General features: G+C 41.9%; 13 protein-coding genes. 11 read left to right on the top strand and 2 right to left on the bottom strand.

Annotation, left to right across the window (positions count from 1 at the left end; all coding sequences use genetic code 11):
* The 9 genes from smc (at position 1) to rplS (ending at position 9,941) form a co-directional block, all read left to right on the top strand.
* The gene (gene smc, locus EKM81_RS04705; protein WP_125649108.1) at positions 1-3,579 is read left to right on the top strand and encodes a chromosome segregation protein SMC; all 3,579 of its coding nucleotides are present in this window, start codon (positions 1-3) and stop codon (positions 3,577-3,579) included.
* Positions 3,580-3,618: 39 nt separating this feature from the next.
* Positions 3,619-5,058 (top strand): signal recognition particle-docking protein FtsY, encoded by a 1,440-nt coding sequence (gene ftsY, locus EKM81_RS04700; RefSeq protein ID WP_125649105.1) that lies wholly within the window; start codon positions 3,619-3,621, stop codon positions 5,056-5,058.
* Position 5,059: 1 nt separating this feature from the next.
* Positions 5,060-5,404, top strand: coding sequence for a putative DNA-binding protein (locus EKM81_RS04695; RefSeq protein ID WP_125649102.1), 345 nt, complete (start codon positions 5,060-5,062; stop codon positions 5,402-5,404).
* Between the two features lie 16 nt (positions 5,405-5,420).
* Positions 5,421-6,860 (top strand): signal recognition particle protein, encoded by a 1,440-nt coding sequence (ffh, locus tag EKM81_RS04690; RefSeq protein ID WP_125649099.1) that lies wholly within the window; start codon positions 5,421-5,423, stop codon positions 6,858-6,860.
* 737 nt (positions 6,861-7,597) lie between these two features.
* Complete coding sequence (gene rpsP, locus EKM81_RS04685) at positions 7,598-7,873, top strand: 30S ribosomal protein S16 (protein ID WP_125649096.1); 276 nt, start codon at positions 7,598-7,600, stop codon at positions 7,871-7,873.
* A 6-nt stretch (positions 7,874-7,879) separates the two neighbouring features.
* On the top strand, positions 7,880-8,128 hold the full coding sequence (locus EKM81_RS04680; RefSeq protein ID WP_125649093.1) for a KH domain-containing protein: 249 nt from the start codon (positions 7,880-7,882) through the stop codon (positions 8,126-8,128).
* A gap of 85 nt (positions 8,129-8,213) precedes the next feature.
* A complete protein-coding gene (gene rimM, locus EKM81_RS04675) occupies positions 8,214-8,735 on the top strand; it encodes a ribosome maturation factor RimM (protein ID WP_125649090.1) in 522 nt (173 codons plus the stop codon).
* A gap of 11 nt (positions 8,736-8,746) precedes the next feature.
* On the top strand, positions 8,747-9,496 hold the full coding sequence (gene trmD, locus EKM81_RS04670) for a tRNA (guanosine(37)-N1)-methyltransferase TrmD (RefSeq protein WP_125649087.1): 750 nt from the start codon (positions 8,747-8,749) through the stop codon (positions 9,494-9,496).
* A 97-nt stretch (positions 9,497-9,593) separates the two neighbouring features.
* A complete protein-coding gene (gene rplS / locus EKM81_RS04665) occupies positions 9,594-9,941 on the top strand; it encodes a 50S ribosomal protein L19 (protein ID WP_164509209.1) in 348 nt (115 codons plus the stop codon).
* A 247-nt stretch (positions 9,942-10,188) separates the two neighbouring features.
* Here rplS and EKM81_RS04660 read toward each other — a convergent pair whose 3' ends face one another.
* Positions 10,189-10,509 (bottom strand): DMT family transporter, encoded by a 321-nt coding sequence (locus EKM81_RS04660; protein ID WP_125649081.1) that lies wholly within the window; start codon positions 10,507-10,509, stop codon positions 10,189-10,191.
* Positions 10,510-10,758: 249 nt separating this feature from the next.
* On the opposite strand from EKM81_RS04660, the gene EKM81_RS04655 reads away from it, so the two are divergent.
* Together EKM81_RS04655 and EKM81_RS04650 are read left to right on the top strand one after the other, a co-directional pair.
* Positions 10,759-11,604: a zinc ribbon domain-containing protein gene (locus EKM81_RS04655; RefSeq protein WP_125649078.1), complete on the top strand. Its 846-nt coding sequence runs from the start codon at positions 10,759-10,761 to the stop codon at positions 11,602-11,604.
* A 79-nt stretch (positions 11,605-11,683) separates the two neighbouring features.
* Positions 11,684-12,673, top strand: a complete 990-nt coding sequence (locus tag EKM81_RS04650) for an aldo/keto reductase (protein WP_125649075.1) — start codon at positions 11,684-11,686, stop codon at positions 12,671-12,673.
* 297 nt (positions 12,674-12,970) lie between these two features.
* On the opposite strand, the gene EKM81_RS04645 is transcribed toward EKM81_RS04650, so the two are convergent.
* Complete coding sequence (locus EKM81_RS04645) at positions 12,971-13,843, bottom strand: metallophosphoesterase family protein (RefSeq protein WP_125649072.1); 873 nt, start codon at positions 13,841-13,843, stop codon at positions 12,971-12,973.
* Positions 13,844-14,067 lie beyond the last annotated feature (224 nt).

Genomic DNA, 14,067 nt, shown 5'->3' with positions numbered 1-14,067 from the left:
ATGCCGCTAAAATCACTAATTATTAATGGATTTAAATCTTTTGCTGACAAAACGACCATTGACTTTACAACAGGGGTCACTGGCATTGTTGGTCCTAACGGCAGTGGTAAAAGTAATATTACTGAAGCTATTCGCTGGGTGATGGGCGAACAATCAGCTAAAAGTTTACGAGGCAGTCATATGCCGGATATTATTTTTGCTGGCAGTGCGTTGCGAGAACCATTAAATCGGGCTGAGGTCACTTTAATTTTTGATAATCGTAACCATGAATTAACGACTGATCAAACTACCGTGTCTGTGACCAGGCGATTGTTTCGCGATGGTACCAGTGAGTTTTATCTTAATCAGAAAAGCTGTCGTTTACGTGATATCAGTGATTTGTTTCTGAATGCAGGTATGGGCAAGGCCTCTTTCTCGATTATTTCTCAGGGGCGGGTTGAAGAAATCTTCAATAGTAAGCCAGAAGAACGACGGATGATTATTGAAGAAGTGGCTGGTGTTTATAAATATAAGCAGCAAAAGCAGCAGGCTGAAGCTGAACTAGCGACCGCCAATGAAAATTTGAATCGAGTTGCGGATATTTATGCCGAATTAAAAAGTCGGATTGAGCCATTACGTCAACAAGCCAGTCTAGCGACTGATTATCAACGTCAAAAAAAGCAGTATGATCAACTTGATCAACAAATTTTGGCTTTGGAATTGGCTGATTTGCAGCAACAACAAACTGCTAAGCAAACGCGTCAAACTGAATTACAACAGATTTCTGACAAAATCGATCAACAGGCCCAACAAGCAAATCAGAATTTAAGTGAATTGCGTCAAAAATTGGCCGTGATTAACCAAAAAATTGAAAGTCAGCAGCAATCGCTTTTAGAAAAGACGCGTCAACAGGAGCAATTAAAGGGTCAGGTTTCTTTGACCACAGAACGTTCTAGTTATCATGATACGAGCTTAAGCACGACCCAGCAGCAATTGGCGGAGTTGGCAACTAATTTAACCCAGCAAACTGCTAATTTACAAACGACTACTGACAATGTTGCGGCAGCGACTAAGCAGCAGCAGGATTTACAACAACAATTGCGGCAGTTGCAGACACAACTCAATGAGAATCAAGACGATTTGGCCACTCAATTGACTCAACGACGTGGTGACTACATTGAATTGTTACAGCAACAAACTACTAATCGTAATGAATTGGTTCATTTAGAAGATAGTCAAACGCGTTTGGCTAACCAAATGCAACAGCAAACTGCTGATCAACAGCAACAGGATGCACAATTGGCCAAGCAGACAACGATTTGTCAACAACAAACGCAAAAAGAAGCTGATTTGCAGCAGACGCTTGATCAACAAATCGCCGCATTACAACAAGCCAAATTAGCGTTTACACAATTAGAAAATGAAGCTAACGAAGAACAACAAGTATGGTACCAACAATTAGAAAAGTTTCAGCAATTAAAAGCACGTTATCAGAGTTTACAAGAATTAACTACTGATCATAGCGGCTTTTACTTAGGGGTCAGAGCTGTTTTGAACCCGAAGAATCAATTACCTGGTTTGAAGGGCGCTGTTGCTGATTTACTGACAGTGCCAAGTGATTATCAAGTGGCGATTGAACAAGTATTAGGTGCGCAGCTGCAACAAATTGTTTGTCTAGACACCCAAAGCGCTAGTCAAGCGATTCACTTCTTGAAAGAACGCCGTTTGGGCCGTGCCACATTTTTGCCTTTAACAACGATTCAAAGCCGCTCAGTTGCACAACATGTTTTACAAACGGCACAACAGCTGCCTGGTTTTCTGGGTGTCGGTGCGGATTTAATTAAAATTGCTCCTGGACTTGAAAAGATTTTACAACATTTACTAGGAAATGTTCTTCTAGCAACTAATCTGGTAACAGCTACGGCAATTGCTAAAGCAATTCATTTTCAAACCCGAATTGTCACTTTGGAAGGCGATATCCTTTCACCAGGGGGTGCCATGACGGGGGGCCGCCTTAAGCAGCAAGGCCAAGGATTATTGAATCGACAGCAGGAGTTGGCTGATCAGCAGCAACAATTGAAGACTTTACAGCAATCTTTAAATCAAAAGAAAGAGCACTTAGCCACAACTAAACAGCACCAAATGGCAGCTAGTGAAGCAGTCACGATTGCTGAGCAAGCCCAACAAAAGCAACAACTGGCATTAAGTCATATCCAAGATCAAACCCAGCAAGAACAAGCACAATTAAGTCGCTTACAGCGAGAACAACAAGTTGGCCAATTAACGGCTAAACGATTACAAACTGAACAAGCTGACTTAGTTGCGAAGATCGCAACAACGAAAGATCAGCAGGAGCAACTGGCCCAACAAGTGACGCAAGTGCAAGCACAGCTTGATCAACTTCAGGAACGGTTAACTAATTTCAATAGTCAAAAGGAGACTTTAACAGGAGAAATTAGTGAATTAAAAACTCAGTTAGCGGTCGTTAATACCACTTTGCAAAATCAACAGGATCTAGCTAAACGGCAGACACAAACTTTGCAACAACAAAAGGAGCGGCAGCAACAGTTACAACAAACACTGACTGATTTGACGGCGACAGCAACTCAAAGTAAACAAGACATTGATACCATAAAGCAGCAGCTAGCGGATTTAACTGAACAAATTAGTCGTCAGCAAGCCACTTTAACACGGGCACAGGCTGATCGAACGACAGCTAGTCAAGCTTTGACCACTTTGGAGCCAGAAGCTGAACGTTGTTATCAATTACAGAAGCAAACCGCAAAAGAACAGGAGCAAGTTGCCGTGGCAGTTAATTCATTAAAAACCGCCATGAGTCAACGCTTAACTCGCTTAAGTGAAACTTATCAATTAAGCTTTGAGGCCGCCTATCAGCAGGCTCAGCAACAGCAGGTTGTTTTGTCGGAGTTACAACAGCAAATAAAATTAGTTAAAATGGCTTTGGCCGATATCGGTCAGGTGAATTTAGATGCTATTCAAGAATTTGCTGAAGTGAATGAGCGTTATCAATTTTTGGCTAAACAACAGGCGGATTTAATTGCAGCCCGTGAACAGTTATTAGCAACAATGACTGAAATGGATCAAGAGGTTAGTCGCCGTTTTCAAACAACCTTTACTGCGGTTAACCAGGCATTTCGTGATATTTTTCCAAAAATGTTTGGTGGTGGCCAGGCGCAACTTGATTTAACTGACGAAAGTGATCCATTAACTACCGGAATTGAGATCAATGCGCAGCCACCTGGTAAAAAGTTGCAACATTTAAGTTTGCTGTCTGGTGGTGAACGCGCCTTAACAGCGATTACATTACTATTTGCTATTTTGAAAGTACGGCCAGCACCGTTTAGTATCTTAGACGAAGTTGAAGCATCTTTGGATGAAGCAAATGTTGACCGCTTTGCGAATTATTTACAACATTATGAGCAACAAACGCAGTTCATTGTCATTACGCATCGTAAAGGCACCATGGTTAAAGTTGACCGGCTCTATGGCGTGACCATGCAAGAATCAGGTATTTCCAAAATCATCAGCGTGTCACTAACGGACCTTGATCAACAAGCTGTATCTGTCAGTGGACAATAAACAACAGGATCTCAAACAACTAATTTAGGGAGGAACTTCATGGGATTTTTCGATCGGGTTAAGAAAGCATTTGGCGGCGGTAAAGCCGAGTCAACTGAACCAACTGAAAAAAAAGCAACAGTTGCAGCTGATGACACGGAAAACTCGGCATCAGGTTCGACAACGGCTGATTTGAGTACGTCAGAGACAGTATCAGCTACAGGTCAAGCTGCATCAACATCGGCGACTACAGAAAAGTCAGTGGTTACCCAAACATCGCTGACTAATGAGAATAAGCAGGCTGACGAGCAATCAGCACTACCAGCAGCTGAACAAGCTGCGTCAGACAGTGCTGCACCAGAGTCAAGCGACCAATCATTAACCAGCCAAGCAACTAAGCTAGCAACACAGGCATCAACTGTGGCAACATCAGCTGCTAACGAAACCTCAACAACATCGGTTGATGCTGAATCCACCTCAGAATCCTTAGTGACGCCAACTTCAGTAGTAAGTGCGACGTCTGAAACTAGTGCGACCACGACCACTGACGAAACCACGACCGACTATGACCGCGGGTTGGCTAAAAGTCGCCATGGTTTTGCAGCACGGTTGAATGAATTTTTAGCAGGTTTTCGTTCGGTTGATGAAGATTTCTTTGAAGATCTGGAAGGAATGCTAATCGAAGCTGATGTTGGGTTTGAAACGGCAATGACGATCAGCAATCAATTACGTGACGAAGTTAAATTACAAAATGCCAAGACCAAAAAACAAGTGGGTTTGGTCATCGTTGAAAAAATGGTTGATTTATACGGTGATGCTGGTGCCGAAGAAGACAACCAGCTTCATTTTGCCGCACCAACTGCTGGCCCAACTGTTTTCCTATTTGTGGGCGTTAATGGTGCTGGTAAAACTACCACCGTTGGTAAATTATCAGCTCAGTTAAAGGCTGAAGGCAAAAAAGTCCTGTTAGCAGCCTGTGATACTTTCCGGGCCGGTGCAATTGAGCAACTGGCTGAATGGGCCCGTCGTGTTGGGGTGGATATTGTTAAATCTGAACCTGGTGCTGATCCAGCTTCAGTTGCCTTTGAAGCAGTCAAAAAAGCTAAAGCCGAAAACTATGATGTGTTATTGGTTGATACTGCTGGCCGTTTGCAAAACAAAGTGAACTTGATGAATGAGCTTGCCAAAATGAAACGAGTAATTGTGCGTGAGTTACCAGCAGCGCCACAGGAAGTGTTATTAGTTTTAGATGCTTCGACTGGGCAAAATGCCTTAAATCAAGCTAAACAGTTCCAAGCAACGACCGATGTTACCGGCATTGTCTTGACTAAACTTGATGGTAGTTCTAAGGGGGGCATTGTCATTGCAATCCGAAATGAACTACATTTGCCAGTTAAACTAGTTGGTTTAGGCGAACATGTTGGTGATTTGCAGGCCTTTAATGCCGAAAAATTTGTTTACGGCCTATTTAAGGGCTTAATTGATGAGGCGGCTAATTAAAATGAATCTGGTGCCCAACGAACACGTTAATGAACTTTACGATTTTTATCAGTCCTTACTGACCTCCAAGCAGGCGACTTATCTTGATTTATATTATGGCCAAGATTACTCATTAGGTGAAATTGCTGCTGAATTTGAAGTGAGTCGGCAGGCAGTTTATGATAATATCAAGAGGACCGAAAAAATTCTACAAAGTTATGAAGATCGCTTGCATTTAATGGCGCATTTTCAGCAACAAGTGACGTTGGTTAATCAATTGAATCGCGTGGTTTCCCAGCGTTATCAAACTGATGCCGAATTAAAGTCACTACTTAAAGATTTTGAACACTTAATTGATTCTCAGTAAGGATGGTTGAAGATAAATGGCCTTTGAAGGATTAACAGAACGATTACAAAATGCCTTTAGCGGTTTACGCCGTAAAGGTAAGATCAATGAAAATGATATCCGCGAAGCAATGCGTGAAGTTCGGCTGGCACTCCTGGAGGCCGATGTTAACTTTGACGTGGTTAAGGATTTCGTTAAAACAGTTCGTACCCAAGCACTAGGTAAAGAAGTGCTGGAAAGCTTAACGCCAGCGCAACAAGTGATTAAAATCGTCCATGATGAATTAGTTAAAGTTATGGGTGAAGCTGCCGTACCGTTAAATAAGTCTCCCCATATTCCAACAATCATTATGATGGTTGGTTTACAAGGTGCTGGTAAGACAACCACTGCGGGTAAATTGGCTAATCGCTTAAAGAAGCAAGAGCATGCACGGCCCTTAATGATTGCGGCCGACGTTTATCGACCAGCCGCAGTTGACCAGTTGGTAACAGTTGGTCAACAATTAGATGTCCCTGTTTTTGAAATGGGAACTGATCATGACCCAGTTGATATTGTCAAGCAAGGTTTGGCCGAAGCCGATAAAAATAAAAATGACTACGTGATCATTGATACGGCCGGTCGTCTGGAAATTGACGAACAATTAATGGATGAATTGGCCCGTATTAAGGCTTTGGCTCAACCAAATGAGATCCTATTAGTTGTCGATGCGATGACTGGTCAGGTTGCGACTCAGGTTGCCGATGGGTTCAATCAGCAACTCGACGTCACTGGGGTTATTTTGACCAAGTTAGATGGCGACACTCGTGGTGGGGCGGCGTTATCAATTCGAGCCGTCACTGGTAAACCAATTAAATTTATTGGGCAGGGTGAAAAGCTCGACCAATTAGATGTCTTCTATCCTGATCGAATGGCTGATCGCATTCTCGGAATGGGCGACATGATGAGCTTGATTGAAAAAGCTCAACAGGACTATGACACTGATCAGGCTGAGAAAATGGCCCAAAAGATTCAGGAAAATAGTTTTGACTTCAATGACTTCGTTGATCAAATGAGCCAGCTTCAAAACATGGGGCCATTGGATGAAATTATGAAAATGATTCCCGGAATGGCGAACAATCCAGCATTGAAAAATGTCAAAATGGACCCTAAGGATATTGATCACTTAAAGGCAATCGTTTATTCAATGACGCCTAAGGAACGCGAGAATCCTGATCTTTTGAATCCTAGTCGCCGCCGCCGAATTGCCGCTGGTTCTGGCCGCAATGTCCAAGAAGTCAACCGGATGATCAAACAATTCAAACAATCCCGCGAAATGATGACCAAAATGTCTAAGGGTAACTTCTCTGGCATGGAGGGGATGCTCGGCGACGGCATTCAAGGACGTATGGGCAAAATGGCAATGAATTCGATGGTACGTAAACAGAAGAAGAACAAGAAGAAACGTTTAAAGAAAGTTAAACGATTTAAGTCTAAGTAATGGTTGGCAGTGTTAGTAGAATTCTCCCAATTTGATTGGTGGTTGCTGGGCGATTGGCGTCAGCTGTGAAATTATTCTTAGCGATTTATCGCTTAGAATAAGCCTCGAATTTGAGATTGTTGCGCTAGCAATAAGCTCAAATCGACGGCCACAGCGTTCCACGCCAGAACAATCGCCCAGCAACCACCTGAGTAAACTAACAGAACTGAGCACCACTGTTTAGAAAAGCAGATTGAAGTAAACCACTAAGCCTGTTTGATAATACTTCTGAATTAAACCAGAAAATTGTCAAACAGACTTTTTTGGTGATATTGTTCAATTATGACGACAATTCGAATTAAGCCGCTCGGCTCCACGAAAATCACCTTAACAACCAACAAAGTTGAAGCGTACTACCTCAACTCCTGACGGAATGGAGGGATTTTGTCGCCAGCCAATGGTTTTAATTTGCGCCCGATCCTGGGCGAGTGGTAGCCAAATTATTGTTGGTGCTTTAGCACTTACAATAAGACCTGTATTTGAGGCAATTTGGTTTGTAATTGGCTCAGATCAATGTCGGCAGCGTTCCACTACAAGCAGCAGGAATGCAGTCAGAACCTGTCCCGTTTTACCACTATGCTAGGCCTTAACGTATTTTCTGTGTCAAGTATTTCTAGATGTAAAGAAAAAACACTTTACATCGGTGCCAAGATTTGGTATATTATTTTGTGTTAGTTATTTTAGGAGGAAATTAAATTATGACTGTTAAGATTCGTATGCGCCGCATGGGCTCAAAACGTAAACCATTCTATCGCTTAGTTGTTGCTGATTCACGTGCACCTCGTGATGGCCGCTTCATTCAAGAAGTTGGTTACTACAACCCAATCTCAGAACCAGTTCAACTGAAATTGGACGAAGATGTTATCTTAGACTGGTTACAAAAGGGTGCTCAACCTTCAGATACTGTTCGTAACTTGTTATCAACACAAGGCATTATGAAGAAGTATCACGAAGCTCGTTTCGAAAAGAAGTAGTAGCAGATGACCACGGAAGCAGTTAAAAATTTGATCAGCGCTATTGTTACACCGTTAATCATGGTACCTGATGAATTATCAATTGCAACTACGGCAGATAGTCATTTTGTGACCTACAATTTAGCGGTTAACCGCAAAGATATCGGTCGAATTATTGGTAAGCAAGGTCGGGTCGCTCAGGCAATTCGGACGTTGATTTATGGTATTCGTTTGGATAATGGTAAACGAATTCGTTTAAATATTCTTGATAATTAGGACGATTGAGCTGGGATAAAGTTTCTTTATCCTAGCTTTTTTTGAATTAAAATAACTGAGATAGACAATTGTGGAGGAAACAATCGTGGCAGAAAATTACTACGAAGTTGGTCGAATCGTGAATACCCATGGTGTTCGTGGTGAAGTAAAAGTGCTGGCAACAACTGATTTTCCTGAGAAACGTTTTAAGATCGGGCGGACTTTATTTGTGCAGATCGGCGGCAATCGTTATCAAGAATTGACGATTAAAACCCATCGTCGCCAGCAACAAATGCATTTGTTGACTTTTACTGGTTACGATAACTTAGATCAAGTTTTACCATTGAAAACACACTTATTATATGTGACGGAGGCTGAACAGCATCGTTTGGCACCTGGTGAGTATTATTATCGTGATATTGTTGGCTTAACGGTAGTTGAACAAGCAACTAACGAAACTATCGGTGTGGTCAAAGAAATTCTGGCGCCGGGAGCCAATGACGTTTGGGTGATCAAACGCCCGAAAAAGGCTGATCTGTTATTGCCCTATCTAAAATCAGTTGTTCTTAAAATTGATTTGGCTGCCAAAATGGCCTATGTTGAAGTGCCAGCTGGCTTGGATGATTAAGGAGTCACATCATGCAAATTGATATTTTAAGTTTATTTCCAGAAATGTTCGGGGCCCTGCAAGCGTCTTTAATTGGCCGCGCACAGGAAAATGGTATTTTAAAAATTGATGTTACAAATTTTCGTGACTTTACTACAAATAAGCAGCATCATGTTGATGACACACCATATGGTGGTGGTGCTGGCATGCTGTTGCAAGTTCAGCCAATTGCAGCGGCGCTAAATGATGTGACGGCCAAACATGGGCCTTCTGATCGGACAATTATTTTGGATCCTGGTGGTCGCCAATTTGACCATGCTTATGCAGTTGAATTAGCGCAATGCCAGCATTTGACGTTTATTTGTGGTCACTATGAAGGCTTTGATCAACGAGTTTATGATTTAGCGACGGATCAAGTTTCTTTAGGTGATTATGTGGTTACTGGCGGTGAACTGCCAGCAATGGTGATGATTGATGCGCTCGCCCGGCAAATTCCTGGTGTGTTAGGTAAACAAGAATCGGCAGCAACTGATTCGTTTGCCCAAGGTTTATTGGAATATCCGCAATATACGCGACCAGCTGATTATCAGGGGCAAACGGTACCATTTGTGTTGACGAATGGCAATCATCCATTAATTGCCGAATGGCGTTTAAAAGCTGCCGTTTGGCGAACCTTAAAAGAACGACCAGATTTATTAGAAAAAATTACTGATCCGACCATTCAGAAATTAGTTCGGCAATTAAATCAACGGGATGACTTGTCAAGCTTTAACGATTTGTGATATTATTTAATATTGTGGTAGGACCACATAGCAACAATATTCCGCTGTCTTGGTTTAGAAACAAGGTAAGAATGTTGGATGAAGAGGAGAAATTGGTATGAATCAATTAATTTCAGACATTACCAAGAGTCAATTACGGGAAGATATTCCTGATTTTCGTGCTGGGGACACAATCCGTGTTCACGCTAAAATCGTCGAAGGTACTCGCGAACGGATCCAGTTATTTGAAGGCGTTATTATCAAGCGTCATGGTACTGGCATTAGCGAAACTTATACTGTTCGTAAGATCAGTAACGGCGTTGGTGTTGAACGGACATTCCCATTACACACACCTCGGGTTGAAAAAATCGAAGTTATCCGTCTTGGCCGTGTACGTCGTTCTAAATTGTACTACTTACGTGCCTTACGTGGTAAAGCTGCTCGTATCCCAGAACGTAAACGTTAAGATATTGCAGCAAAAAAAGTCGTCAGAAATGACGGCTTTTTTTATTGGCGAATTTATGACTAAATTGCCACTTGTAGGATAGTGGCATTCATGATGGAATGAATGTAAGGGCGTTGTTTTATCAGTAAATAACTATTTATAATTAGGCAATTTACAAAAAATTTTTTTTTTGGGGGGGTACTTCTGCAACTTAATTTAGCTTGAGCTTACTTTTAGCGCTCACGGTTATTAATGCCAGAATTAATTTTTAATGACCACTAGTCACTTTAATGCCAATAATACCCACAAGTAGCATGATGACAAAAACCCAAGTCAGAGGGCTCAATTGGTCTTTGAATAAAATCACGCCAACAATAATCGCACCCACGGCGCCAATACCAGTCCGAACCGGGTAAGCAAGGCTCATCGGCAATTTCTTGATTGCTTGCGCCAGCAGTAAAAAGCTGGCGATCATACCGAAAATAGTGGCTAAGGTGAAAGGCAATTTACTGAATCCGTGGGATAATTTCATCGTCGTCGCCCAAACAACTTCGAATATTCCTGCAAAAACTAAAAATAGCCATGACATAATAATTTTCCTCCTTGATTTGCGATCAAACAAAAAAACGAGAGGGTCCTATTCCAACATGACCTAATGGAATAAGTACGCTCTCGCCCGGTGGCAAATCGTTTAATATTTATAGTTAGCATAGCAAATCTTTAATTTTTAAGCAAGTTTTCATAAAAAAACGGACAAATAACTTATTTTGTGTAGAATGAAAGAGGAACTAGTTTTATGGCTTGATATTTTTAGAATGAATTTTTCAGGAGTAAAATCATGCAAAGAAAATTTGAACAATGGCAAGAGCAACCAGATTTAAATTCGCAACAGCGGACTAGTGATGCTCATTTTTGTCCGCGTTGTGGTCAAATTGTGACACCAGAAGATTTATTTTGTGCTCATTGTGGCTATGCGTTAAAAGCAGCTGCGACTGATCCAGAGGCGACTCGGCAATTCAAGGTCCAGACTGATCAGGCCGACAATCAGGGTGAAGATTCAGCGCAGCCTTTATCGCGGACTCAGCGGCAACATTCAACTAAAGTAGCGCCCAGTTCGGATGCTGGCCAGTCGCAAGGTCAGCACCAACATCACTTTTTTAGCAAATTAACGCAAACCTTAAGTAAGTTGCATTTGCCGAAACTGGCTAAATTGGGTGTTACAGGCTGGTTAGCTGTTATTGCTGGTTTTATTAGTTTATTAGGCGCTTTTGGTCAAAGTTTTATTCAAAGTCAAGGCACGGCCAGTTTGGCACATTTATTGTTGGCTAGTGGCGGTCAACAGTTAGGTAGTAATTTTGTGGTTTCCGCAACGTTGCTGAAACTAGTCGGTCAATTATTGATTCTTTTGCCAATTGTGATTGTTATTTTTAGTCTGCTTAATGCTAAGTTATTGCGTAACCTGGCTTATCGGTTTGCTGGGCTGAACTTGATTCTGTTGATTTTGGCGGCGGCTTTATTTGTTAGTCAAATGTTGAGTAGTACTGGTAGTGGCTTAATTACCAATACTGGCACACAATTTATTAGTCGTTCAATGATCTTTTTACTGGTTGGTGATATTAGTTTGTTAGCCATTACTGCTAAACGTCGTTTTAAGAAACAGCGAGCTTTTAGTAGTCAACGTTAATGAAGAATATTTGAAATCGCTTTAATAAAGCAGTTGTTTCAATTATAATAGCATTAGTCTTAATAATTGAGGTGAAAGTATGTATCAAGCAAGCAAACAACGTTATGAAACAATGCCATACCGTCATGTGGGGCAATCGGGTTTAAGATTGCCAGCAATTTCTCTAGGCCTGTGGCATAATTTTGGTGATGTTGACCGACTAAGCAACCAGAAAGAAATTCTTTGTGGCGCCTTTGATCGTGGCGTCACTCATTTTGATTTAGCAAATAATTATGGACCACCGGCCGGCTCGGCAGAACGTAATTTTGGCCGAATTTTACGGGAAGAATTAGGACAGTATCGGGATGAATTAGTGATTTCCTCTAAAGCTGGTTATTATATGTGGCCAGGCCCTTATGGTGAATGGGGTTCAAAGAAGAATATTATTGCCAGTTGTGACCAGAGTTTGCAACGAATGGGACTGGACTATGTTGACATTTTCTATCATCATCGGCCAGATCCAGATACGCCAATTGAAGAGACAGCGGGCGCACTGGATTTATTAGTTCGTCAAGGCAAAGCACTCTATATTGGTGTTTCTAACTATTCGGCTGAACAAACAGTAGCTATTGCCAAGGTCTTCAAGAAATTGGGCACACCGTTTATTATTCACCAGCCGCGCTACAACATGTTTGATCGTTGGATCGAAGACGGTTTAACTGATGTTTTAACCCAGGAAAATTTAGGAGCGATTACTTTTAGTCCGTTAGCACAAGGGCTGTTAACTAATCGTTACTTAAATGGTATTCCAGCTGATTCTCGAGCTGGCCGTTCTTCAAGTCCTTTCTTATCCCCAGAAAATGTTGAAGCGACTATCAATAAAGTTCAGCAGTTAAATCAAATTGCGCAAAATCGGGGACAAAGCCTTGCGGAAATGGCGCTAGCATGGAATTTGCGGCAACCAACTGTTACCAGTGTGCTAGTAGGTGCCTCACGCTTAAGCCAACTTGAAGATAGCCTCAAAGCACTAAATCACTTGGATTTTGCAGCTGAAGAGTTGGCTCAAATTGATGCCATTGTTGGCAAATAATAGCTAAGCACAATCAGCCAGCAATGAGCTTATCGGCGACCAGATTAACAACCCAGAATTAACTCGGCACTAATTAAAAAAATAAATGACGGTAATTATAAAGCCTGTGTGGCAATTTCCAGTTTAACTGGGGATTGCCACACAGGCTTATTTTGGCAGTAGATATTATTTGAAGTTGTCGGGTGGGTCCGCATTTAATCGCTAAAAGTATGCGTGTTAAGTAGAACGCGTTAGTAATTTAGATTACTTTAAACAATTAGATTGGTCCCTAGTGACTGCCTAAGTGGCGGTACTTGTTTAGGATTGATAGGGAATTACTGCGGTCGTAAATTGGTCGGGTTGCAAATTAATCAGACGATAACCACGAGGTAAATCGCCATAACAATTATATCCAGAAACGTTCCCGTAAATCAGTTGCTTGCCTAAATAAGTGCCAACAAAATTGTTGTCGTGATCATGGCCACAGAAAACGGCTTTTAACTGGTCATCCTGAGCTAACTCAGCAAAAAGTCCCGAGTTCAATTGGCCACAGGAAACACGTGGGTTTTGTTCCCAAAAGAACCCCGCTAATTGATGTTCGCCCGCTTGTTGGTATTCAGGCAGTGGAATGTGGATAAAAGCTAAGTCAAGTATTGGTCGATCTTGGTTGGCTTGGTAGTCAGCTTGTGTTTGGCGCCACCAAGTAACTTGTTGTGCAGAAGGGTAGTCATAGGCTGTTTGACTGCCTGGGGCGTGGTTACCAGTATCAATGACATACAGTACGTGGCTTAAACCGTGCTCATCAGTGATTTCTAACGTGTAAGCTTCTTTATCACGATCATCAACAAAGGCGTGCTGTTTAGGAACCCGATATTTTAGTCCGGCTTCTAATTGGCGTAGATGAGTTCGGGTCATGGTATCCTCCGCATCATGATTGCCATAAGTCACGGCAATTGGGAAAGGTAATTGATTGAATAATTCAACCAAGGCTTGATAACCTCGCTCAGGTTGCTCAACATCATCGGACCAGATCAGATCACCGGTGACCATGATTAAATCCGGCTTAACGGCCAGTACGGCCTTTTTGATAGCGGCCAAGGTTTGTAAATCCTCCGTGACAAAGGGGAATGAACCAATGTGGATGTCAGTTAATTGCATGATGCGAAATGCTCGCTCTTGGTAGTGCAACATTAGGCGTAACCTCCATTTTTTAATAAAACCTCGCTGTTGTTAGATCTGCCCGGGAAATGGTCAAACTTAACATCATTATTTCCAACATAGCCATTTCTTGAAAAGAAGACAACTACTGGCGTAACTTTTTATTCATTTATTCACGCCGGATTTAAAATTGAAGTGCAACACCTAAATGACTAGACCAAAAAGGCCATGAAGACCTATTCTTATAGTTACCACAC

The organism is Lapidilactobacillus gannanensis, from assembly GCF_003946675.1.
GTDB classification, from domain to species: Bacteria; Bacillota; Bacilli; order Lactobacillales; family Lactobacillaceae; genus Lapidilactobacillus; species Lapidilactobacillus gannanensis.
This window is presented reverse-complemented; position numbering and strand designations above follow the sequence as displayed.

Excerpts from the sequence above, each read along its gene's own strand:
- EKM81_RS04655 (WP_125649078.1), top strand. The coding sequence starts at position 10,759 with ATGCAAAGAAAATTTGAACAATGGCAAGAGCAACCAGATTTAAATTCG.
- EKM81_RS04650 (WP_125649075.1), top strand. The coding sequence starts at position 11,684 with ATGTATCAAGCAAGCAAACAACGTTATGAAACAATGCCATACCGTCAT.
- rpsP (WP_125649096.1), top strand. The coding sequence starts at position 7,598 with ATGACTGTTAAGATTCGTATGCGCCGCATGGGCTCAAAACGTAAACCA.
- ftsY (WP_125649105.1), top strand. The coding sequence starts at position 3,619 with ATGGGATTTTTCGATCGGGTTAAGAAAGCATTTGGCGGCGGTAAAGCC.
- EKM81_RS04680 (WP_125649093.1), top strand. The coding sequence starts at position 7,880 with ATGACCACGGAAGCAGTTAAAAATTTGATCAGCGCTATTGTTACACCG.
- EKM81_RS04660 (WP_125649081.1), bottom strand. The coding sequence starts at position 10,509 with ATGTCATGGCTATTTTTAGTTTTTGCAGGAATATTCGAAGTTGTTTGG.
- EKM81_RS04645 (WP_125649072.1), bottom strand. The coding sequence starts at position 13,843 with ATGTTGCACTACCAAGAGCGAGCATTTCGCATCATGCAATTAACTGAC.
- trmD (WP_125649087.1), top strand. The coding sequence starts at position 8,747 with ATGCAAATTGATATTTTAAGTTTATTTCCAGAAATGTTCGGGGCCCTG.
- EKM81_RS04695 (WP_125649102.1), top strand. The coding sequence starts at position 5,060 with ATGAATCTGGTGCCCAACGAACACGTTAATGAACTTTACGATTTTTAT.
- rplS (WP_164509209.1), top strand. The coding sequence starts at position 9,594 with ATGAATCAATTAATTTCAGACATTACCAAGAGTCAATTACGGGAAGAT.
- ffh (WP_125649099.1), top strand. The coding sequence starts at position 5,421 with ATGGCCTTTGAAGGATTAACAGAACGATTACAAAATGCCTTTAGCGGT.
- smc (WP_125649108.1), top strand. The coding sequence starts at position 1 with ATGCCGCTAAAATCACTAATTATTAATGGATTTAAATCTTTTGCTGAC.